The sequence below is a fragment of the Staphylococcus sp. FSL K6-0223 genome (genome assembly GCF_038008285.1).
The window spans coordinates 15345-41040 of the sequence record NZ_JBBOYX010000002.1; the positions used below are offsets into that span (position 1 = coordinate 15345).

Annotated in this window: 14 protein-coding genes and 1 riboswitch; of the genes, 11 read left to right on the forward strand and 3 right to left on the reverse strand. The window is 32.0% G+C overall.

From position 1 onward, the window contains the following. The first annotated feature begins 73 nt into the window (after positions 1 to 73). From MHI13_RS11205 to ribH, 5 genes are all read left to right on the forward strand, one after another. On the forward strand, positions 74 to 1564 hold the full coding sequence (locus MHI13_RS11205) for an FAD/NAD(P)-binding protein (protein ID WP_002469673.1): 1491 nt from the start codon (positions 74 to 76) through the stop codon (positions 1562 to 1564). Between the two features lie 139 nt (positions 1565 to 1703). Then, positions 1704 to 1840, forward strand: a riboswitch (FMN riboswitch). A 132-nt stretch (positions 1841 to 1972) separates the two neighbouring features. Continuing rightward, on the forward strand, positions 1973 to 3022 hold the full coding sequence (gene ribD, locus MHI13_RS11210; protein WP_340761061.1) for a bifunctional diaminohydroxyphosphoribosylaminopyrimidine deaminase/5-amino-6-(5-phosphoribosylamino)uracil reductase RibD: 1050 nt from the start codon (positions 1973 to 1975) through the stop codon (positions 3020 to 3022). Between the two features lie 6 nt (positions 3023 to 3028). Further along, positions 3029 to 3661: a riboflavin synthase gene (gene ribE / locus MHI13_RS11215; RefSeq protein ID WP_002434685.1), complete on the forward strand. Its 633-nt coding sequence runs from the start codon at positions 3029 to 3031 to the stop codon at positions 3659 to 3661. Positions 3662 to 3672: 11 nt separating this feature from the next. Then, entirely contained in the window at positions 3673 to 4854 is a 1182-nt protein-coding gene (locus MHI13_RS11220; RefSeq protein ID WP_064210628.1) for a bifunctional 3,4-dihydroxy-2-butanone-4-phosphate synthase/GTP cyclohydrolase II, read from the forward strand. 42 nt (positions 4855 to 4896) lie between these two features. Beyond that, entirely contained in the window at positions 4897 to 5355 is a 459-nt protein-coding gene (gene ribH / locus MHI13_RS11225; protein WP_002434688.1) for a 6,7-dimethyl-8-ribityllumazine synthase, read from the forward strand. A 66-nt stretch (positions 5356 to 5421) separates the two neighbouring features. Here ribH and MHI13_RS11230 read toward each other — a convergent pair whose 3' ends face one another. Next, positions 5422 to 6423, reverse strand: coding sequence for a proline dehydrogenase family protein (locus MHI13_RS11230; protein WP_064210629.1), 1002 nt, complete (start codon positions 6421 to 6423; stop codon positions 5422 to 5424). 246 nt (positions 6424 to 6669) lie between these two features. On the opposite strand from MHI13_RS11230, the gene MHI13_RS11235 reads away from it, so the two are divergent. Next, positions 6670 to 7497, forward strand: coding sequence for an alpha/beta fold hydrolase (locus MHI13_RS11235; RefSeq protein ID WP_002434756.1), 828 nt, complete (start codon positions 6670 to 6672; stop codon positions 7495 to 7497). 412 nt (positions 7498 to 7909) lie between these two features. Continuing rightward, positions 7910 to 8311 (forward strand): transcriptional regulator, SarA/Rot family, encoded by a 402-nt coding sequence (locus MHI13_RS11240; RefSeq protein WP_002434669.1) that lies wholly within the window; start codon positions 7910 to 7912, stop codon positions 8309 to 8311. Between the two features lie 77 nt (positions 8312 to 8388). Here the strand turns inward: MHI13_RS11240 and MHI13_RS11245 are convergent, their stop codons facing one another. Continuing rightward, positions 8389 to 8952 (reverse strand): tRNA (mnm(5)s(2)U34)-methyltransferase, encoded by a 564-nt coding sequence (locus MHI13_RS11245; protein WP_002434676.1) that lies wholly within the window; start codon positions 8950 to 8952, stop codon positions 8389 to 8391. Beyond that, on the reverse strand, positions 8949 to 9902 hold the full coding sequence (locus MHI13_RS11250; RefSeq protein ID WP_002434687.1) for a TIGR01212 family radical SAM protein: 954 nt from the start codon (positions 9900 to 9902) through the stop codon (positions 8949 to 8951). The genes MHI13_RS11245 and MHI13_RS11250 overlap by 4 nt, the downstream gene beginning before the upstream one ends. 106 nt (positions 9903 to 10008) lie before the next feature. Between MHI13_RS11250 and MHI13_RS11255 the strand changes: the two genes are divergently transcribed. From MHI13_RS11255 to MHI13_RS11270, 4 genes are all read left to right on the forward strand, one after another. Beyond that, complete coding sequence (locus tag MHI13_RS11255) at positions 10009 to 11232, forward strand: MDR family MFS transporter (protein ID WP_002434677.1); 1224 nt, start codon at positions 10009 to 10011, stop codon at positions 11230 to 11232. A gap of 291 nt (positions 11233 to 11523) precedes the next feature. Next, positions 11524 to 13941, forward strand: a complete 2418-nt coding sequence (gene leuS, locus MHI13_RS11260) for a leucine--tRNA ligase (RefSeq protein WP_193750978.1) — start codon at positions 11524 to 11526, stop codon at positions 13939 to 13941. A gap of 20 nt (positions 13942 to 13961) precedes the next feature. Continuing rightward, positions 13962 to 14273 carry a rhodanese-like domain-containing protein gene (locus tag MHI13_RS11265; protein ID WP_064210631.1) on the forward strand — a complete coding sequence of 104 codons (312 nt, stop codon included), beginning with the start codon at positions 13962 to 13964 and terminating at the stop codon, positions 14271 to 14273. Between the two features lie 306 nt (positions 14274 to 14579). Further along, entirely contained in the window at positions 14580 to 25691 is an 11112-nt protein-coding gene (locus MHI13_RS11270; protein ID WP_064210632.1) for a SasC/FmtB family protein, read from the forward strand. The last annotated feature ends 5 nt before the right edge of the window (positions 25692 to 25696 follow it).

The window sequence follows — 25696 nt, forward strand, 5'->3', positions numbered from 1 at the left end:
TAAGGTATATATTTTTTAAGCTTTCACATTAATTGGTATAATAACTGAATACATAAATAGAAGGATGATGAATATGCGTGTGGCAATAATCGGTATGGGAACAGCTGGTGTCAGTGTTTTACGACAACTTGTTAAACATGAAGATTTTTCCAAACTTAAAGTGGATGTGTACGATGATGCAAAAAATATGGGGCAAGGTGTACCATTTCAGAATGACAGTAGTGAATTATTAATAAATATGCCCTCAAAAAAAATGAGTTTAAATTTAGATGATGAGGAAGAATTTTGGAAATGGTATCAACAACAAACCGAATTTGATTTTCCGAATCCACAGTACTTACCAAGGTTTGTTTTTGGTCATTATATGAAGTCACATCTTTCTCGATACGACCAACAATACGAGAATCTAACAATTATTAATGATAAAGTTCAGGAAATCTTTACTAACTCAAATGTAGATGATACGAAGTTAAAGTATTATGTATGTACATGTGAAGATGATAAAGAATGGCGAGAATATGATTATTTATTTTTAACGTTTGGTACGTTTAGTTATCACGATCCTTATCATTTGAAAGGTAAAAAAGGATACATCAAAACACCATATCCAACATATAATACATTAGATCATGTAGATGATTCAGATAGGATTGCTATTATAGGTACTGGGTTAGCGAGTTTAGATGCAGTGAGATATGTTGCTGCACATCATCCTAATTTGCCGATAACAATGACAAGTCGTTCAGCCTCTTTACCTAGTGTAAGAGGTAAGATGATAGATATACAATTTACTCATTTAACTAAAGATCATTTTAATGGAATTAAGGAAAATAATTACGGTAATGTACCTCTAGATAAGGCAGTTGCTTTGTTTTTAAAAGAGTGTGAGGATTATGAAATTGATTTTCAAAAATTAGTGAATAGAAGAACTGGTCACCATATTAAAGATTTACAATTTGATTTAAATAATGAAACAGAAATGGGAGTATTTCAAAGTATCATTGAGCATTTGAAAGAGAATTTAGATTGGATTTGGAATAGTTTAAGTTTAAGAGATCAAGAATTATTTAATCAAAAATACTCAAAAATGATCCAATTAAATTCAAACCCTATGCCTCCTAGAACTGCAAAGTTACTTATACAGTTAATTGAAGAAGGATATCTTGAAATAAAGAAAGATTTAGAAGATATTCAACATGACAATAATCAATTTTATTTAAAATTTAATAATGAAGATCAAGAAACTGAATTATTTGATGTAGTGATTAATGCAACAGGATCCAAAACACACCTCGGACAATTAGATGAAGATGATCAATTGATGTTAAATCTTGAAAATCGTCAAATTGTACAAAGACATCCTATGGGTGGCATTCAAATTATTCCTGAAACCAATCAAGTCATTAGTCCAAGATATGGTACGTTGACGAACGTCATTGCCATTGGTCAAATGACAAATGGTGTTAACAAATTACGTAATGGTGTGAAGATGATTGTTGATCAAGTAGTGAATACAGTATCTCACTTATATTTGACGCAAAAAGAAATGGAGAAAAATAGGTAAATTATCGACTAACGGATAAAATTCCACTAATAAATAAAATTTGATTGATGCTATTAAATTGAGTTTTGAAATCAATTATAGTAAGATTTTATTTGTAGTTATTAACTACATCACTCAATTAACCAATAACAATTTCATATAATTCTTTCGGGGCAGGGTGCAATTCCCAACCGGCAGTAAATTAAGCCTGCGACCTGCTAATATTTAATAATATTGGTGGCTGATCTAGTGAGAATCTAGAGCCGACAGTGAAAGTCTGGATGGGAGAAAGAATATAATTACTCGACAAGCAAATTTGTAGGACTATGTCTTATAGTAAACAAATATGCTTATTTAAAGATATATTATCAATCTCCTTATGCCTAATTAAATTGGTGTAAGGTTTTTTTATTTTGTTGAGGTGATAAATTGAGTCGATTTATGAATTATGCCATTCAACTTGCTAAAATGGTTGATGGTCAAACTGGTATAAATCCACCGGTTGGTTCTGTAGTGGTTAAAGATGGTAGGATTGTCGGTCTAGGCGCCCATTTGAAAAAGGGTGATAAACACGCAGAAGTACAAGCATTAGATATGGCGGGAGAAGATGCTAAAGATGCAACTATATACGTTTCTTTAGAACCTTGTACTCATCATGGTTCTACACCACCTTGCGTAAATAAAATTATTGAATTTGGTATTCGTAAGGTTATCTATGCGGTAAAAGACACTACCTTAGCTTCTAAGGGTGATGAAATACTTAAAGAAGCTGGTATTGAAGTTGAATTTCAATTTAATGAGAATGCCGCTGAACTTTATAAAGACTTCTTTACTGCTAAAAGAAATAGCATCCCAGAGTTAACTGTTAAAGTTTCATCAAGTTTAGATGGCAAACAAGCTACTGATTCTGATAAGAGTAAATGGATAACTAACAAAGAAGTTAAAGAAGATGTTTATAAGTTGCGTCACGAGCATGATGCTGTATTAACAGGTAGAAAAACGATAGACGCTGATGATCCATTGTATACGACTAGAGTTCAGGATGGTAAGCATCCAATTAGAGTTATTCTATCAAAGTCAGGACAAATTGATTTTGAGCAACAGCTATTTGCAGATACTGCTTCACCTATTTGGATTTATACTGAAAATGAAAATTTAAAAAATCAAAGTAATGATAAACATATAGAAATTATTTGTTTAGAAAAATGCGATAGTACAGCTATATTAAAAGATTTATATCAAAGAGGTATTGGAAAACTGCTAGTCGAGGCAGGTCCAAATGTTACTTCACAATTTCTCCAATCTCATCATTTAGATGAACTCATTCTTTATTTAGCCCCGAAATTAATAGGTGGTTCAGGTAAACATCAATTTTACAAAACTGATCAAGTCATTGATTTACCTGAAGCAACTCAATTTGAAATTGTTTATTCCAAGTTAATTAATCAAAATATAAAATTGAAACTACGAAAGAAGTGAATGCCTATGTTTACAGGTATCGTTGAAGAAATTGGTATCGTTCAACACGTGCGTTCTGAGAAATCAGTGAGAACTTTAGAAATTAAAGCGAATCGCATTCTTGAAGATATGCATATCGGTGATTCTATAAGTGTGAACGGCGCATGTTTAACGGTGATTGATTTTAATGATACAGCTTTCTCAGTCCAAGTGATTAAAGGTACTGAAAATAAGACCTACCTAGCCGATTTACAACGTCAGGCTGAAGTAAATCTTGAGAGAGCGATGAGTGGTAATGGCAGATTCGGTGGACATTTTGTTCTTGGACATGTTGATGAACTTGGAACGATTTCTAAAATTAATGAATCAGCTAACTCAAAAATAATTTCAATCAAAACTTCAAAAAATGTTTTAAATCAAATGGTACAACAAGGTTCTATCACTGTTGATGGTGTAAGTTTAACAGTCTTTGATCTTCATGAGACCACATTTGATATTCATCTTATTCCAGAGACGCGTAAGTCTACAATTTTATCAGATAAAAAAGTGGGCGATGCAGTTCACTTAGAAACAGATGTACTTTTTAAATATGTGGAAAATATCATGAATCATCAAAAATCTGAACTAACAGAAGATAAATTACGTGCATTTGGTTTTTAGGAGGAATTTATATGCAATTTGATACAGTTGAGTTAGCTATTGAAGCTTTGCGAAAAGGTGAAAGTATCATTGTAGTAGACGATGAAGACAGAGAAAATGAAGGTGACCTTATCGCAATTACTGAATGGATGGCTGACGATACGATTAATTTTATGGCAAAAGAAGGACGTGGTCTCATATGTGCACCTTTAGATACTTCAATTGCTAAAAGGTTAGAGCTAAATGCTATGGAACCGCATAATACTGATGCTTATGGTACACATTTCACCGTGAGTGTAGATCATAAAAATACGACTACAGGTATTAGTGCCTATGAGAGAACAATGACAGCAAGAGCACTTATAGATCATCATGCTAATGCCGAAGACTTCAATCGCCCAGGTCATTTATTCCCATTAATTGCTAAAGATAATGGTGTACTAGAACGTAATGGTCACACAGAAGCGGCTGTAGACTTAGCAAAATTAACTGGAGCTAAACCAGCAGGTGTGATATGTGAAATTATGAATGATGATGGAACAATGGCTAGAGGTGAAGACTTACAGAGTTTCAAGGAACGCCATAACTTAAAAATGATTACGATTGAAAGTTTAATTGAATATCGTAAGCAATCTGAGTCACATGTGAAGTTAAATGCTAAAGTTAATATGCCGACAGATTATGGAAAATTTGATATGTACGGTTTTACAACTGACTTAAGTGATGAAGAAATTGTAGTGATTGCTAAAGGATCAATTCGTTCAAATGAAAATGTTCGTATACACTCTTCATGTCTAACTGGTGATATATTCCACAGTCAAAGATGTGATTGTGGTGCTCAACTTGAAGCATCAATGAAATACATCGATGAACATGGTGGTATGATTATATATCTACCACAAGAAGGACGAGGTATAGGATTGATGAATAAATTACGAGCTTATGAATTGATTGAAAAAGGTTATGATACCGTAACTGCAAACCTCGCTTTAGGATTTGATGAAGATTTAAGAGATTATAATATAGCTGCTCAAATTTTAAAATATTTTAACGTTGAAAAAGTTAACTTATTAAGTAATAATCCTAAAAAATTTGAAGGATTAAAAGAATATGGTATTAACATTGAAGATAGAATTGAATTAATTGTTCCTGAGACTGCATATAATCATAAATATATGGAAACGAAAAAGTCGAAAATGGGTCACTTAATTTAATTGTGAATTGAGTATGTAAACACATTAAGGAGGACATAAAATATGAATTTTGAAGGTAAATTAGTAGGTAAAAATTTAAAAGTTGCAATTGTAGTAAGCAGATTTAATGATTTTATTACAGGTCGTTTATTAGAAGGCGCGAAAGATACATTAATTCGTCATGAGGTCGAAGAAGAACAAATTGATGTTGCATATGTACCGGGTGCTTTTGAAATTCCATTAGTTGCTAAGAAATTAGCTCGAAAAGGTGACTATGATGCAGTAATTACACTTGGATGTGTTATCAGAGGGGCTACTTCTCATTATGATTACGTTTGTAATGAAGTTGCAAAAGGTGTTTCTAAGGCAAATGAAGTATCAGAGGTACCAGTTATTTTTGGTATTTTAACAACCGAAAGTATTGAACAAGCTGTTGAGAGAGCGGGTACAAAAGCAGGGAACAAAGGTTCTGAAGCAGCAGTAAGCGCAATTGAAATGGCTAACCTAATCAAACAAATATAGACAAAGCAAAGCGACACGGAGAAGTGATAATGGTGCGTAGTTTACTTCTCCGTGTCGTTTGGTTTGTTACCTCTTGAGTAGTTTGGTTGCTATGGCTAGGGTAGAGGCTAAGCCTGTGGCCACGCTGCCGTAGAGGGCTATCCTTTTAAGTGCTTTAGGGTTTGAAAATTCTTTAAATGCGAGTGACAGGTTCTGAGGTCTTTCAGCTAATCTTCTCATGAAATAAGCGAACCAATCATCTCCAAAAGGAACATAAACTGTAAAATGATAGCCTTCATTGGCAATGGATTGAGCAAGATCAGAACGAAAGCCATATAACATTTGAAATTCCATTTGATCTTTTTCAATGTGATTTTTCTTCATAAATTGTTTAACATGACCAATGATTTGATCATCATGAGTCGCAATTGATGTATAATTACGTGCGTTTAAAAGTCTTTTCTCTATAATTTTAATATAATTGGAATCAATGTCTTCTTTGGTTTGATAAGCGATAGTTTCATCTTCTTTATAAGCACCTTTAACTAATCGCAATCGAAAGTCTGGGTATTTATCAATTAAATCTTCAGCTTCATATAAGTACGCTTGAACTACCGTACCGACATTTTTAAATTCTCCTTTGAGTTTATCAAGTACATGTTGTATCTGTTGTAAACTATGATATTTCTCAGTATCAATGTTAATGTGCATTTTGCCACACTCATCTGCTTTAAGAAGTATTTCACGCATATTCTCATAAGCAAGATCTAAATCAAATTCACTGCCTAATTGGCTGATTTTAACTGACATGTGTGCCTCAACATTAAAATATTGAATTGCTTCAATAATTTCTAAAATTTGTTGTTTTGCATGTAAACTTTCTTCTTTAGTTTCAACAAATTCGCCTAAACAGTCAACAGTGACCGCAATTCTATATTCATTAAGATATTGAATTGTTTCAATTAGTTGAGGAATAGTATTTCCAGCTACTACTTTATTAGCACCCATTCTAGGGCCAACCTTTTTAGCAGTTTCATTTAAATAAGTATTATTAGATAATGCGATAAAAAAATCTCGGAAAAGTGACATATGTAATACCTCCAATACATTGATACATTAATGTTTAAAAATAGTGTATCACGAAACTAATGTTTGAGAAAGCGTTTACATAACGCATTAAAACACTAATAAAGTAGTTTTATACTTTATGTTCAAGGTGGTAATATCTTTAATTACATTAATTTTAAGTGAAAGTTATGCTAAAAATGGTAATAAATATGTTTGTTTTGATATAATTGTACTATTAAAGAATAAATAAAAAGGGGCAGTCTTAGAATGTGGAAGTGGGAAACAGAAAATGACGCAAAAGGCGTCGTAGTCATTGCTCATAATATTTTAGAACATACTGGACGATATGCATACGTTATTACCATGTTACGAAGAAATGGTTATCATGTTATTATGGGAGACTTGCCTGGACAGGGACAAACCTCACGAGCAAATAAAGGTCAAATCGATGACTTTAATACATATCATGAAAATTTATTAGAATGGATCAAAATAGCCAATGAATATAAAATTCCTACCTTTGTTTTAGGTGTTGGTTTAGGTGGTTTAATTGTCTTAAATCTCTTAGAAAAGGCTGAATTACCTATTGAAGGTGTAATGCTATTGTCTCCTATGCTAGAACTTAGAAAAACTGGTAAAGGTCGAAAGAATAAAATTATCTCTAATTTAGGTAAGATGTCCAAGGATACTAGGTTCAAAGTGGGCATCTCTTCACAAGATTTAACTCGAAATGATGAAATTATTGACGAAACAGATAATGATGGTCTCATGTTGAAGAAAGTAACGTATCGATGGTATAACTTAATCGTTGAAAAAATGAAAGAGACAATGGATCATATTAAAGATATTAAACCATTACCAGCGCTTATCATGTATGGAACTGAAGATAAAATTTTAGAAACTGATGCTATCATAGAACTTAAAGATAAATTAGCTAGTAATGAATTGTACTTTAAGGCTTGGAATGGTTTATATCATGAAATTCATAATGAACCCGAGAGAGATCAAGTTATGAGATATGTTCTTACTTTTTTAAATAATAGTGTTAACACTATGGGGTTTGTGGTTAAAGAGGAAGAAATAGAAGATATTTAGGTTAAGAAAGAGCTTGCGTAATGTAAGCTCTTTTTTTAGAATGTTTAATTCAAAATATCATTTTATTGTAACTAAAAACAATTTACAATTTTAATAGAGATATTTAACAAAAACATTGCATTTTAATTAGGAACTTGATATATTTTGTTTGTATAAATAATATAATTTTAATATGTATTGAGACTAGAAGTTGAACTAGAATTATATTATTATTTGGGATGTTTTATTATATGTACTAATGCTTCTAGTCTAGTTCTAATCAAAGGCACTAAATTTGATTTTAAATTAACACATTCAATTAAATAATAGGGAAAATTAGATATTTTTTTAATTTAACCGGTTTTAATTATTAAGGGAGAACCGGTTAACTTAGAAAAATATTAACAGTTATTTTATTTGGGAGATGTTAATTTTGACTAAAAGTGAAAAAGAGAGAGTACATGGAATTTTGCAATTAGAGGCATTACTTTCTGACATTAACTCGATTTTTGATACAATCAAAAAAGAGTATAAAATGTCTAAAGAAGAAGTTTTAATTTTACTTACACTTTGGGAAGAAGGTTCAATGACTCTTAAACAAATGGATAAATTCGTTCACATTAAGCCATATAAACGTACAAGAACGTACAACAATTTGGTTAATCTTGAATGGATTTATAAAGAAAGACCTCAAGATGATGAACGAACTGTAATTATTCATTATAATGAGAAACTCAATTCCCAAAAAGAAGATTTACTTAACTTTATTGGACAATCAATTAGAAGTAAATCAGAACCAATGCAAAATAGTTTAAAATCAATTTTAGCTGTTTAACTAGTCTTATATTTTATTATTAAAAGAGATCTTATTCTACGCTTAATTCAAAAGTGAGAATAAGATCTTTTATATATTTATATTCTTTTTTCGATTGCACATATGAAAGGTGCATTATTTTTTTGATTAATAAATTGATACTGTAAAACATGCGCTTTCTGTTGATCAAGTTCTTTAAGATATTTTAAAAGTGCGTCTCGCTCCAATTTCCCCTCATCATGTCCATGATAAATAACTAGAATAATAATACCTTCGACACGCATCATATCAAATATTTCCTCAATAGCTTTAATAGTTGAATCCGGTTTAGTAACTATTGATTTATCTCCTTTGGGTAAATAACCTAAATTGAATATCGCGCAATCAATGAGATTTAGATGTCTTTCTAAGACGTGTTGTTTTACATTTTCATGACTGTCTTGAATTAAAGAAACATTGTTAAAATCACTTACTTTGAGTTGAGTATTATCTATCGCTTCTTTCTGAATATCAAATCCATAAACAAACCCATTAGTGACTTTTTCAGCAAGATATAGCGTATCATTACCATTACCACAAGTAGCATCAATGACGATACTACTCTCACAAACATGACTATCAATCAATGACTTTGAGAAGGGGAGAATACGCTCGATTTTCATGATTTAACCTTCTGCTCAAATTTTTTCCCTTGATAAGAGCCTCTACGTTCTAATTCATTATCAATTTCATTTAGGACTTCCCATTTATTTACACTCCACATTGGTCCAACCATTAAATCGATAGGGCCATCACCTGTAATACGATGAACAATCATTTCAGGAGGAATGACCTCAAGTTGATCACATACTAAATTTGTATAGTCTTCTTGACTCATGAATTCTAACATGCCTTTTTCATATTGTTTTACCATTGGTGTTCCTTTTAATAAATGAAGTAAGTGAATTTTAATGCCTTGAACATCCATTTGCGCAACTTCTTTAGCAGTCTCCATCATCATATCGTAATCTTCGCCTGGTAAACCATTGATGATGTGAGTACATACATTAATGTTATGTTTACGTAATTTCGCTACGCCTTCATAATACGTTTGCATGTCATGTGCACGGTTAATTAAATCAGAAGTAGTTTGATGAACAGTTTGTAAGCCCAACTCAACCCAAAGATAAGTTCGTTCATTGAGTTCAGCTAAGTATTCTACTACGTCATCAGGTAAACAGTCAGGACGTGTGGCTATGGATAAACCGACAACACCTTCTTCTTTAAGTACTGGTTCATATTTTTCTTTCAGCACTTCTACAGGCGCATGCGTGTTAGTGAAGGCTTGGAAGTAAGCAATGTATTGTCCTTCGCTCCATTTTTCATGCATTCTTTCTTTAATCTGTTGGAATTGTACTTCAATGGGATCAGCTCTGTTACCAGCAAAGTCACCACTTCCTGCAGCTGAGCAAAAAGTACAACCTCCATGTGCGACAGTACCATCTCTATTAGGGCAGTCAAATCCACCGTCTAAAGCAACTTTAAATATTTTTCGTCCAAATTTATTTTTTAAATGATAATTCCATGTGTGATATCGTTTATTTTCAAAAGCATACGGGAAAAAATTACCCATAATACATTTTCCTTTCTATTTTAGTTCTAAGTACAGATTTTAACATATTTTAGTGTTATAGTGTCTATTGTAGATTGAGAAAAACATAAAGAGAGGGACTCAAGATATGAATATACCTAAATCAGTTTGGTGGCTAGTTATTGGCATGGCCTTAAATATCACTGGCGCCAGTTTTTTGTGGCCTTTAAACACTATTTATATGAAGGAAGAACTTCATAAAAGTCTTACAATTGCTGGTATTGTCTTAATGATTAATTCATTTGGCATGGTTGTTGGTAACTTACTAGGGGGCACCTTATTTGATAAACTTGGTGGTTATAAAACCATACTTATAGGTACTATTACATGTTTGTGCAGTACTACGCTGTTAAATCTATTTCATGGTTGGCCATGGTATGCAATTTGGCTCGTGTTATTAGGTTTTGGTGGCGGTATGATTGTCCCAGCAATTTATGCTATGGCCGGAGCAGTATGGCCAAATGGGGGACGACAAACATTTAATGCCATTTATTTAGCGCAAAATATAGGTGTTGCATTGGGCGCAGCACTTGGAGGATTTGTTGCTGAATTTAGCTTTAATTTTATTTTTCTAGCTAATTTAGTTATGTATGTTTTATTTGCTCTTGTTGCAATTACACAATTTAATTTGGAAATTCATGCTAAAGTTAAGCATCAAGATGCAGTTGATTTAAAAAGTAAAGAAAATAGAAAACGTTTTACAGCAATGATGTTGGTATGTGCGATGTTTGCTATTTGTTGGATTGCCTATATTCAATGGGAAACAACAATTGCATCCTTTACTCAATCAATCAATATCTCTATGTCTCAATATAGTGTGCTTTGGACAATAAACGGTATTATGATTTTAGTAGCACAACCACTTATTCGACCAATTATTGTAATTTTAAGAGGGAACTTAAAACATCAAATGTTCGTTGGTATTTTAATCTTTATGAGTTCTTTCCTTGTTACAAGTTTTGCGCATCACTTTGCTATTTTCGTTGTAGGTATGGTTATTCTTACATTTGGTGAAATGTTTGTATGGCCTGCAGTTCCTACTATTGCCAATAAACTTGCACCTGAAGGTAAACAGGGTCAATACCAAGGCTTTGTAAACTCTGCTTCTACAGTTGGTAAAGCCTTTGGACCGTTTATTGGTGGTGTACTCGTAGATGCAATGAATATGAGTATGATGTTTGTAGGAATGATAGTATTACTTTGCTTCGGACTCATTTTCCTAAGCATCTTTGATAGAGGTTTGCCTAAAGATAAAAATGAAACCCCTATACCTAGAAGACGTAAGAGAAGAAAATCAAAAGCTTCTAAATAAATATAATATGGAAGAAATAGCTTTAACTACTTGCAATAATACGTTTGATAACATAAGATTAAAAATGAATAGAAAGAAGCATTTAGAGGCTTTTCTACAGAGAACTAGTAGTGGTGAGAACTAGTGTTAAGGACTAAATCGTTTCCAATAATTAAATGAATTTAATGAGACATCTCTAACTATTTTAATGAAGTGCGCTTGATAAGCGAATAAGGGTGGTAACGCGGCAACACTGTCGTCCCTTTATACACACAATAGTAGAGGTGTCTTTTTTATGAAATAGGAGGAAATGTGTTGAATTACAATCACAAGGAAATTGAAAAAAAATGGCAAGATTATTGGGCAGAAAATAAAACATTTAAAACAAGTGACAATTTAGGTCAAAAGAAATTTTATGCGCTAGACATGTTTCCTTATCCATCTGGTGCAGGATTACACGTAGGACATCCTGAGGGATACACAGCTACTGATATTGTTTCAAGATATAAGCGTATGCAAGGATATAATGTGCTACATCCTATGGGATGGGATGCCTTTGGTCTACCTGCTGAACAATATGCGTTAGATACTGGAAATGACCCTCGTGAATTTACTAAGAAAAACGTACAAACATTTAAACGTCAAATTCAAGAATTAGGTTTTAGTTATGATTGGGATCGAGAAGTAAATACCACTGATCCAGAATATTACAAATGGACACAATGGATTTTCATTCAACTTTATAATAAAGGTTTAGCATATGTTGATGAGGTTGCGGTGAATTGGTGCCCAGCTTTAGGTACAGTTTTATCAAACGAAGAAGTCGTTGATGGCGTTTCAGAGCGTGGTGGACACCCAGTTTATCGTAAACCAATGAAACAATGGGTACTTAAAATTACTGAATATGCAGATCGTTTATTAGAAGATTTAGATGACTTAGATTGGCCTGAATCAATTAAAGATATGCAACGTAATTGGATAGGTCGTTCTGAAGGTGCGAAAGTATCCTTTAATGTTGAGGACACTGATAATAAAATTGATGTCTTCACAACACGTCCTGATACAATTTTTGGTACGTCATTCTTAGTATTAAGTCCTGAACATTCACTTGTTAATAGCATTACTTCTGAAGACAAACAAGAAGAAGTCAAAGCTTACCAAGAAGAAGCTTCTAAGAAATCAGATTTAGAACGTACTGATTTAGCTAAAGGAAAAACAGGCGTTTTCACAGGTGCATATGCAATTAATCCTCTTTCTGGTGAGAAATTACCAATTTGGATTGCTGATTATGTACTATCAACATATGGAACTGGTGCAGTTATGGCGGTTCCTGGACATGATGAACGTGATCATGAATTTGCAAAGAAATTTGATTTACCAATCATTGAAGTCATCAAAGGCGGAGATGTTCAACTAGAAGCATACACTGGTGAAGGTGAGCACGTTAATTCAGGTGAACTCAATGGTCTTGAAAATGAAGCTGCCATTAGTAAAGCAATTGAGTTATTAGAAGATAAAGGCGCTGGTGAGAAAAAAGTTAACTACAAACTGCGCGATTGGTTATTTAGCAGACAGCGTTACTGGGGTGAACCAATTCCAATTATTCATTGGGAAGACGGTTCAATGACAACTGTGCCTGAAGAAGAATTACCTTTATTACTGCCAGAAACTAGTGAAATTAAACCTTCTGGAACTGGGGAATCACCTCTAGCTAATATTGATGAATTTGTAAATGTGATTGATGAAAAGACAGGCATGAAAGGACGTCGTGAAACGAATACAATGCCTCAGTGGGCAGGAAGTTGTTGGTATTACTTACGTTATATTGATCCAGATAATGAAAATATGATTGCTGACCCTGAAAAATTAAAGCACTGGTTACCAGTTGATTTATATATTGGTGGGGTAGAACACGCAGTACTTCATCTATTATATGCAAGATTCTGGCATAAAGTTCTTTATGATTTAGGTGTAGTTCCTACAAAAGAACCATTCCAAAAATTATATAACCAAGGGATGATTCTAGGTGAAGGCAATGAAAAAATGAGTAAATCTAAAGGAAACGTTATTAATCCTGACGATATCGTATCTTCACATGGCGCGGATACACTACGTCTATATGAAATGTTTATGGGACCACTTGATGCAGCAATTGCTTGGAGTGAAAACGGCTTAGATGGTTCAAGAAGATTCCTTGATCGTGTATGGAGACTTATCGTTACTGAAGATGGCTCATTAAATAACAAGATTGTAGAGTCTAACGATAAATCATTAGACAAAGTTTACAATCAAACAGTTAAAAAAGTAACTGAAGATTTCGATGCGCTTAGCTTTAATACTGCAATCAGTCAATTAATGGTATTTATTAACGATTGTTATAAAGCTAATGAAATTTATAAACCTTATATTGAAGGTTTTGTAAAAATGTTAGCGCCAATTGCTCCTCATATTGGTGAAGAGTTATGGAGTAAACTAGGTCATAATGAAACTATAACTTATCAACCATGGCCTACATTTGATGAAAGTCTACTTGTTGACGATGAAGTTGAAATTGTAGTTCAGGTTAATGGCAAAGTCCGTGCTAAATTAAATATTTCAAAAGATTTATCAAAAGAGGAAATGCAAGATTTAGCTTTGGCTAATGATAATGTTAAAATGAGTATCGAAGGTAAAGAGATTAAAAAAATTATCGCAGTACCTCAAAAATTAGTTAACATTGTTGCTAAATAAATATTAAGGAGAGATTATTAATGGAATCAATTACAGTAGATGAACTAAAGAAAAAAGTGTTGGATTCTAATCCAGTTAATATCGTAGATGTTAGAAATGATGAAGAAACTGCTATGGGTGTTATTCCTGGAGCTAAAACGATTCCAATGGATCAAATTCCTGATAACTTAAATGAGTTTAATAAAGACGAAACATATTATATTATCTGTGCTGCTGGAGCTAGAAGTGCTAAAGTCGTTGAATATCTTGAAGATAAAGGTATTCATGCTGTTAATGTTAAAGGTGGCATGAATGAATGGGGAGATGAAGGTACTGTTATCGACAGTATTTAAACTCATCTTAAGTAAATGTTTTTATCACACTAGTCCGACAAGGGCTAGTGTTTTTTTGTACAAAAAAAAGATTTTTGCAATATGTTATGTGTTAGGAAACAAAATATTATTAATAAATTTCAATTGAGTTAAAATAATTTTATACAATAGTAGATTTTAAATATTATAGATGATAAAATTAAACAGACTAAAAAGATTGTGTTCAATAAACCAGCAGTCAGATTTTTAAAAAGTTCTAAACATCATGAAAATAATTATTCACATTAAACTAACATCAAAGAATCAACATCTAGGAGGAACAACTTAATGAATCTATTTAGAAAACAGAAATTTAGTATTAGAAAATTTAACATTGGAATTTTTTCGGCACTCATTACGACTGTTACATTTTTAGCGCATCCATCACAAGCCTCTGCATCAGAACTAGACTCAACTCAACCCGAAAGTTCTGAAGGAACAGTGCAAAATGGCTCTGGACAAAATGTGTCAACTGAAGAATCAAGCGCACAATTAAACAACGATGTTATTCAAGGTGATAATAAACCAAGTACAACTCATTTAGAACAATCTGATAATTTGAACAACTCACAAATTACAGGCAATACACTAGATCAAACACAATCTCTAACTAATAATGAATCAAATGAATTAGAAAATGAAACTAATACTTTAGCAACTAATACGAATTCTACTATCGATGAGAACGCTATACATGTTGATAACACAACTCAACACTATGTAGAAGCTAAGGCTAATGATAAGTCATCTAAAGATGCTAAAAATACGTCAAATCCAATTACACACGATACAAAGGTAGTAAGAGAAGAAAGTAATTTACCTAAAAAAAGAAGCCGAAGAGATTTGCCAGCAGGAGATAGCAACAACGCAAACACGGCTACGACAATTAATGATCCTAATTTAAGTAATACAGGATCAAACAGTATAAAAACAACGTTAACGTTTGATGATTTAGGCATTACTACTAGTAATAACAGACATAAACCTGAAGTAAAAGTCCTAAATGAATTAAAAGGATTCAAAATGATTAATGGTGGTAGTGTAGGGTTAGTTAATAGTGAACTTGAGCGTACCAATGTATTTCATAGTGGCGATCCTAGAAACTATCAAGCAAGTGGTAATGTATTGGTTCTAGGTAGATCAAGAGGGACAGATGTTAATGATCATGGAGGTTTCAATGGAGTTGAAAAAGATTTCACTGTTAATCCAAATTCAGAATTAATATTTGGATTTAATACAATGCCTGCCAATAATGGTAAAGGTGGAACATATTTAATAGTTAAAAATGCAGATAATGATAAGCAAATTGTGAAACAAGATGTTCAAGATGGTGGGATTTGGAGATTAGTTAAAATTCCAGATAATGTTAATAGAGTTAAAGTTCAATTTTTACCAAATAATGATATCATGACTGACACTCGCCGAGTGGCTCTATTAAAGGATGGATATAAATATTACTCACTTATAGATTCCATTGATATCGCTTCAGGATCTCATTTGAAGGTGCTCCCTAAGGAAAATAATGATGCTGTGAAGAATAATAAACAATTTGAAGTGAGTACTAGAATAGAGAATGATGGTAATTTCGCTGCTGCGTTAGATACTAATAAATTAATTTATACGGTTAAATTACCAGAAAACTTTGAGTATATTGATGATTCTACTGTAGCTACGTTCGTTAATGGAAATATGCCAAATACTACAATAAAACCTTTAAGTGTAAATTACGATCAACAAACTAATACACTGACTTTCACAAGTAATGGTGTGAATAAGTCTAGTAGTAATCAAGAAGATGCTAAATTTTTACCTAATAAAATTTTAAATATTAAATATAAATTAAGACCTGTTAATATTCCAACGCCTAGACAAGTTACAGTTAATCAATCAATAACATATAAAACTTATGCTCAATATTACTTAAATACTAATGATAATACTGTAACTGCGCAGCAAACACCATTTACAATTGATGTAAAAATGAATAAAGACGATTTAGAAGAACAAGTGAATAAAGAAGTTATACCTTCAAATTATACTTTAGCCTCTTTTAACGCTTATAAAAAATTAAAAGCCCAAGCACAAACGATACTTGATGAAGAAGCTAATAATAAACCAATTAATGAGAGAGTTTCCCAAGCTGAAATCGATAGTTTGTTACATCAATTACAGAATACATTAATTAATAGGGTGGACGCAGCTCAAGAAATTAATAATAAAGCACAAGATATGAGTGATGAAGCGGAAGCTAACAATGAATTAACTACTGAAGAAAAAGAAGCTCTAACGGAGAGAATAGATAATGATAAGAATGAAATCCTCAGTAAAATTGATGATCAAACAACTGATGAAGGTGTCGAGCAAGTTAAAAATACTGGACTAACTACCTTGGCTGCAGACACTCCTCAACCAGTAATAAAACCTAAAGCGCGTGAAGCCATTAATAATAAAGTTACTGATCAAAAAGCGTTAATTAACCAAAATAATGAGGCAACGCATGAAGAGAAAAATGTCGCAATTCAAAAAGTTGATAATCATTCTTCGGAATCACTACAAAAAATTTGTGAGGCTGAAACAGAGAGTACTGTTAATGCAGCGAGAGATGAGGGTATTAATAACATTTCTTCGGACATTCCAAACCCTCAACAAAAAGCCGAAGCTAGAAGAATAATCAATCAAAAAGCTCAAGATAAAATCACTGAAATTAATCAAAACACTCAAGCTACTCAAGACGAGAGAAATATTGCTTTAAACAATGTAAATCAAGCAAAAACACAAGCTTTGCAAAATATTCAAAATGCTAATACAAATAATGATGTTACTAACGCTAAAGATGCTGCAATAAATACAATTAATCAATTAAGTGTTAACCCTGTTAAAAGAAAGCAAGCTATTAATGAATTAAACACGGTAGCGCAGCAACAAAAACAGAACATTCAAAGAAATAATGAAGCTACGACCGAAGAAAAAACGGAAGCTGAAAGTAAAGTGGAGAGAGAATTAGCTCAAGCTACTCAAAACATTAATTCTGCACCTACTAACAATGAGGTTGACCAAGCAAAAACAAGTGGTCAGAATGCTATTAATTCAGCCAATCCTAACACTACAGTTAAGCGAATGGCACGAGAAGCAATTGAAAATAAAGTAGCTTCTCAAATTCAACAAATCAATGCTAATAACAAAGCAACTAATGAAGAAAAAGAGACAGCAATTAATAATGTATCTGCACATAAGCAAGAAGCTTTGAACAATGTTACTAATGCTCATTCAAATTCAGATGTTAAAAATGTACAACAAGATGGTATAAACACTATCAATCTAGATCAACCTAATGCGGTTAAAAAAGATCAAGTAATTTTGGAATTAAGTCAAAAGGCACAAGAAAGAAAAGCTACACTTAACCAAACACCAGATGCAACTGATGAAGAGAAAAACGCTGCTAATACCAAGGTTGATCAGGCACTTAATGATGGTATACAACAAATTAATCGTTCAACATCAAATAATGACGTTGATAATGCTAAGACAAATGCTACACAAACAATCGATAACATCAATGTAGATGTTCTAAAGAAACCACAAGCTAAAGAAGAAATCGCATCTAAAGTGAATGACAAACAAAGAGAAATAACGAATGATAATGAAGGTACTACTGAAGAAAAACAAAGTGCTATAGAAAGTGTAAATCAAGCTAAAGTTGAGGCTGACAGTGGTATTTCACAAGCTCAAACTAATATAGAGGTTGAAAAAGCTAAAAATGCTGGATTGAGTAATATTGGAAATATTCATCCTGTCTTTAATAAAAAACAACAAGCACGTGCAAAAATAAATGAGAAATTTAAAACAAAACAAGATCAAATCAATCAAACCCCTAATGCTACTCAAGAAGAGAAAAATGAAGCATTAACAAGATTAACGCAAGCTAAAGATGCTGTATTACAAACAATAAGTAATTCACAATCAAATGATAATGTTGACCAAGCACAAACTAATGGAATTCAAACTTTAGATGGTATTAACACTACAGTTAATAAAAAACCTCAAGCAAAAGAAAATATTAATCATGTCGCTCAAAATCATAAAAATGAAATTGACTTAAATAATAACGCTACTACTGAAGAAAAAGATGATGCAAAGAATTTAGTAAATGCAGCAATTACTAACATCAATAATAATATTGACAACGCAGATACAGACGCTCAAGTAGATAGCGCAGTGACTACTGGAACTCAAACGATAAATTCAATTACTCCTGCTACGACTGTAAAAACTAATGCTAAAAATGAAATTGCTAAAAAAGCAGAGTCTATCATAGCTAAAAACCAAACTTCACCTGATGCTACTGACGAAGAAAAAGCAGAAGCTAATTCAAAAGTAGAAGAAGCAAAAGCTGAAGCTAATAGTAACATTCAAATAGCAAATTCAAATGAACAAGTTAAAGAAGCAAAAGATAACGGTCTTAATAAAATTAATGAAATTAGCCCAACTACTACAATTAAGTCAGAAGCTAGAAAGGCTGTTCAAAATAAAGTAAACGAGCAAATTGGTTTAATCAAAGCGACACCAGATGCAACTGATGAAGAAAAAGCAACTGCTATTGCAAAAGTTAATAGTGAACTAGCCAAAGTTCAACAACAAATTAATACAGAACATACATCTCAAGGAGTTAATAGTGTTAAGGCAAATGCAATGACTGCAATAGAGCAAATCACAGCTCAAGCAATAGAGAAAGAAACCGCTAGAGATGCAGTTAAACAAAAAGCTAATGAACAAACTGATGTTATCAATAATAACAATAACTCAACAGAGGAAGAGAAAGTAGAAGCGATAGGCAGAATAAATAATGCTAAACAAGAAGCACTAGACAATATTAATAGTGCAACAATGAATCAAGCCGTAACTAGTGCTAAAAATGAGGGTATTAATAATATTAATTTAATTCAATCGTCAACATCTACTAAGACAAATGCTAAGAGTGATATTGATCGTAAATTAAGTGAACAAATAGAAAATATTAACCAGCATCAAACTGCTACAACAGAAGAAAAAGATACAGCTGTTCAATTAGCAAACCAAAAAGCTAATGAAGCAAAAAATAATATTCAAACTGCAACGGATAACGAAGGCGTTGCTCAGGCTAAGACAAATGGCATAAGTGCAATAAATAATATTGAACCTAATGCACAACAAAAACCTACCGCTAAACAAGATATAGAAACCAAAGTAACTGAACAAAATAGAGTAATTGATAATACGGCTAATGCAACTGATGAAGAAAAGCAAGAAGCTAAAAATAGAGTAAAAACAGAAGAAAATACAGGTAATCAAAATATTGATCAAGCTCAAACAAATCAACAAGTAATTGATGCAAAAACTACTACTATTGATACAATAAACACTATTATCCCTAATGTAACAAAGAAACCAACCGCAAATAGGGAAATTGATGCTAAGTTTGAGCAACTTAAACAAGCTATCAATTCTACACCTGATGCAACAACAGATGAGAAAAATGAAGCTATACAACGTTTAATTGAAAAAAAAGATGAAAGTAAAAATCTAATTAGTCAAGCAACTAAGGATGCACAAGTAGATCAAAATAAAGAAAATGGAATACATGAATTAGAAACTATTCATGCTCATCCAACTAAAAAAGCAGAGGCTATTCATGCTGTTCAAGAGAAAGTTAAATCACAAAATGATTTAATTACGAATAACAACGATGCAACAGATGAAGAAAAAGAGGTCGCAAAAAATCTTCTAGAAGCAAGCAAAATAAAAACAATTAGTAGTATTAATCAAGCACAAACAAATGCTCAAGTAGATAATGCTAAAAACACAGGTATGGATGAGATGAGTTTAATTCACCCAGCTACTACTACCAAAACTGATGCTAAAACAGCTCTTGATCAAAAAGCTCAACAGCAGGATACAATTATTAATGGTAATAATGATGCAACAGACGAAGAGAAAGCTAAAGCAAGAGAGCTAGTTGAACAAGCTAAAACTGAAGCTAAAAATAATATAAATAGTGACCATACAACTATTGATGTTAATAATGAAAAAACTAAGGGCATACAAAAAATTGCAGAAATTCACCCAGCTACAACTGTTAAGTCTAACGCTAAACAAGAATTACAAAATAAAGCTAATGATCAGATCGCTCAAATTACTAACACGCCTAATGCAACTCAAGAAGAGAAACAAGATGCTATCACAGAAGTTAATACTTCATTAGCTCAGGCTAATCAAAGCATCAATCAAGCGCATTCTACTGAGGAAGTTAAACGTGCCAAAGGTGATGGAATTAACTCTATTAATGATATTCATGCAAAAGTAAACAAGAAACAATCTGCTATTAATGAATTAAAACAAAAAGCTAATGAACAAAAACAGTTAATCTTAGCTAATAACAACGCGACTGATGATGAAAAAAATGCAGCACAAGCACAAGTAGATGCTAAATTAGCTGAAGAAATACAAAATGTTAACAATGCGGATACAAATGCTCAAGTAGATAATGTAAAATCTAAAGCAATCACAGCAATAAGTGCTATCAATGCCCAACCTCATAAGAGACAAGATGCTATCAATAGTTTAATTGCTCAGGCAGAAAGTAATAAAGCTGACATAAGAAATAATTCTCAAGCTACTACTGAAGAAAAAAATACGGCAACGCAATCTATTGAAGCAGCTTTAACTAAAGCTAAAGCAGAAATTAGTAATGCTCAAACTAATGCTGTAGTGGATGAAAAGTTTGAAGCAGGTAAACAAAATCTCCAACAAATTGAGGTATCAACAGTAACTAAAACAACTGCAAAAGCTGATGTAGCAAATGCTATAAATAATAAAAGAGAACAAATTAATATTAATCGTCAGGCTACAACAGAGGAAAAAGATGAAGCACTTAATCAACTAAAACAGGAAGAAACGAAGGCAAATAATGCAATTGATTCAGCCTTAGCAAATCAAAATGTTAATGATGCCAAAACACAATACTTGGCAAGTATTGAAAATATTCAGCCTAATATTGTTAAAAAGCCTGCATCAAATGATGTAATCAATAATAAAGTAACAGAACAAACAAAACTTATTAATAATAATCAAGAAGCTACTTCAGAAGAGAAACAGGCAGCTTTAACGAAATTAGAAACTGCGAAAACTAGTGCACTTCAAAATATTAATCAAGCTTCTACAAATGACGAAGTTCAAGCAGCTGAAAATACTGGTGTTGCAGAAATAGGAAAAATAGTGCCAGAAACAACTGTGAAACAAGCAGCTAAACAAGGCATTGAACAAACTACTCAAAATCAAATAAACAAAATAAATGATAATAATAATTCAACATTTGAAGAAAAAGCAGTAGCTATTAATAAAGTCAACATAGCTAAAAATGAGGCATTAAATAATATTACTAATGCTACGACAACGCAGTTAGTTCAAGATGCAAAAAATAGCGGAACTATTGTAATCACAGGAATAAATCCTGATACATCGGTAAAAGCAAATGCGATTCAGGCTCTTTCAACAGAAGCTAAAAATAAAAATGATTTAATTGATCAAACACCTAATGCAACTGCTGAAGAAATGGAAGAAGCAAATAATAAAGTAGATAGTATCCAAGAAAAAGCAAATGCTAACATAGGCAAAGCTAATACAACAGATGAAGTTAACCAAATTAAAGCAAAAGCAATTCAAGATATGAAAGCTGTTCAAACTGAAGTTGTTAAAAAACAAAATGTGAAAGAACAACTTTCACAATTAGGTGAGAATCAAAAACAAGTGATTAATAGCAACACTGAAGCTACTAAGGATGAGAAAGACGAAGCTATTGAGAGACTTAATAATGAATTAAATACTGCAACTACACAAATTAACAATGCAAGTCATAATAGTGAAGTTGACGGAATCTTAAATAATTCTAGACCTAAAATAGAAGCTATTACACCTCAAGCGAGAAAGAAACGTTCAGCAATAGATGAAATTGGTGCAAAAGTTAATGCGCAAAATAGTGAAGTTGACAAAAATAAAGAAGCGACTTTAGAAGAGAGAAATGATGCACTAAATAAAATTAATCAAGCTTATGAAGAAGGTAAGGCTAACATTAAAAATGCCCAAACTAATGATGAAGTTGACAATGCTAAAAATTCAAGTATACAAAAAATTGCATTAATTCAACCATCTACTGAAGTAAGAGCAAATGCCAGAAAAGCATTAAAAGCGAAAGCAGATGAACAAAACGCCTTAATTGACAGTAATCGCAATGCCACAACAGAAGAAAAATTAGAAGCAAAAGAATTAGTTGAACAAGAATTAAATTCATCTAACTATAGATTAAAACACGCTGATACAAATCAAGATGTTCAAAATATAATATCTGAAGATTCAAAAGCTATAGCTAATATACAACCATCTACTGATGTTAAGGATAGAGCTAAAGCAGATGTTGTTGCTAAAAGTAATGAAAAACAAAATGAAATTGTTAATAATACTGAAGCAACTACAGAAGAGAAAGAAGTGGCTTCCCAACAGCTTCAACAGGTTACTGATCGAACAAATAATTCAATTGGTTTAGCACAAGATACAGATCAAGTAAACGTAGAAAAGAATAAGGGCATAGAATCTATTAAAGATATTCAACCTATTATCGTTAAAAAACCAGCTGCTAGGGTTGAGCTTGATAAAGCACTTAAAAGAAAACAAAACGAGGTTAATCAATTACCTAATGCAACTACAGACGAATTACAGCAAGCGTTAAATCATTTAGATCAATTTGTTCAAGAAGCTAAAACTAATATAAATCAAGCACAAACTAATGCTCAAGTAGATCAAGCTAAAGAAAACGGTACTAATAGTATTAATACTTTTGAACCAGTAATAGGTGTTAAACAGAATGCAATTGACGCAATTAATAATGCTAAACAAGAAAAAATCGACCGAATAAGTCAAGCTTTCAGTGCTACACAAGAAGAGAAAGATAAAGCATCACAATTCGTAAATGAAGAAGCTCAAAAAGCTATAGAATTAATTAATAAAGCCCAAACAAATTCACAAGTAACTGAAGCAAAAGATAATGTTTTAAATACGATTAAACAATTTGAACCAGAATATCATAAGAAGCGAAATGCAATTCTAAAACTTTATGATATTGTTGATGCTCAAGAAGCTATTATTAATGCAGTTCCTGATGCAACAGAAGATGAGAAACAAAATGCTATAGATAAAGTTGAACAATTATTACATGCTACGAAAAAAGAAATCGGTTTAGCAAGTGATAATGCTGGTGTAGATGACATTTACAACAACATATCAGAGCAAATTAAAACAATTTTCCCTGAAGTTGTAAGTAAATCTAATGCTAGAACTATACTTAACAATTTAGCTAATCAATTAATTAAAACATTTGAAAATACACCTGATGTTACTACAGAAGAACGTGATGATGCTATCAACCATGTGAAAAATCAATTAAGTGCGGTCTTAGGTGCAATCGATAAGGATACTAGAGATGTACAAGTGGCTCAAGAAAAGGTATTTGGTTTAAATGATTTAAACAATATTGTTATTAATGTAATTCAAAAACCAACTGCTAGAAAAGCTATAAATACAAAAGCAGATGAAATTAAATTATCAATTAACAATACACCTAATGCTACGGATGAGGAAAAACAGAATGCATTAGATAAAGTTCATGCTATTGTTAATGATGCCCAAAATAAAATCCGTGAAGCTAAAGCAGATAGTGAAGTTATGGTCGCTAAAACAGATGCAATTTCTTTACTTTCTGTTATCAATCCGGAAGTTCAAGTAAAACCATTTGCTTTAGATGAAATCCAACAACAAGCTAATAATCAAAAAACTAAAATAAACAACAACTCTGAAGTGACTAAAGAAGAAAAAGATGCAGCTATACTTTTAGTAGATGATTTAATTAAACAGAGTGAAGTGCGATTAGATGCTGCGACTAAAAACCAACAAGTTGAAGATATTAAAAATGATATTATTAATAAAATTTTAAATATTGAACCAACTAATAGCATTAAACCTGCAGCTTTAAAACAAATTTTAGCTAAATTAGACGCTCAAAAAGCGTTTATTAGTGAAAATAATGATGCTACAGACGAAGAGAAAGCGGTAGCTATAGATAAACTCGTAGAAGCGTCTAGTGAATATGCTGCTAAAATTGATGATGCTAAAACGAATGATGAAGTCGAAGCAGTTAAAAATCAAAGTATTAAAGATATAGAATCTATACTTTCTCTAATTAGTAAGAAACCTCAAGCTAAGTTGGAAGTACAACAGAAAGCTGAGGAAATTCAAACTACAATTAATTCTAATAAAGATGCTACTACTGAAGAGAAAAATGCAGCTTTAAAAACTTTAGATGAATTGATAAATGAGGCAAATGAATCTATATTATCTGCTCATACTAATGAAGAAGTTGATAAAGCCAAAGCACTTGCTTTACCGAAAATTGAAGCGGTGAAAGTTACAACTGAAGTTAAACCTCAAGCAAAAGCGCAAATTCTAGATGTAGCTAATAAGAAGAAAAATGAGTTTGAGAAATTTGACGATGCAACTGTTGAAGAAAAACAAGAAGTATTAAATAAACTTGCTGAGACAGTTAATACTATTAATCTTGCTATACAAGATTCTGAGGCTAATGCTGATGTAGCAAAAACACTTCACGACGGTTTAGCTAAATTAGATTTAATTCAAATCAATGCACATAAGAAATCTGATGCGAAATCATACTTACATCAACAACTTTCTGCCAAAATTCATGCTGTTGAAGCAAATAGTGATGCGACAGTTGAAGAGAAGCAAGAATTTATTAGCAAATTAAAAGCTTTAGTCAATCGTATTCATATGCAAGTGAATGACTCAGAAACAAATGAAGAAGTAGATAATAGTTTGAATAACTTTAAAGTAGAATTTGAAAAATTAAAATTACAAACTCATAAAAAAGCTAATGCTAAACGTATCATTCAAAACAAAGCGGATGAAATCATTCGAAATATTGAAGATAATGATAAGGTTAGTTATCAAGCTAAATTAGCAGCTAAAAATTTAATTTCTCAAATTTTGAATGATTCATTTAAAGAAATTGAAGACGCTAATGATAATAAAACTGTTGATGAAGTAGTCAAACAAACAATTACTAAACTAGAAGCTATAAAAGTTAAAGAAGATAAGTTAAACTCTATGGAATCTACTCATCAAACTGAACAAAATAATAAATGTGATAATGTAAATGGCTCTAATAATAATCAACATACAATAAATGAATTGCCTTATACAGGTGAAACAGATTATTCAGGACCTTTAGCAGGTGCAGCATTACTTTCAGGGCTAGCATTGTTATCTACACGTAAAAATAAAAAAGATAAAAAATCTTAATTCAC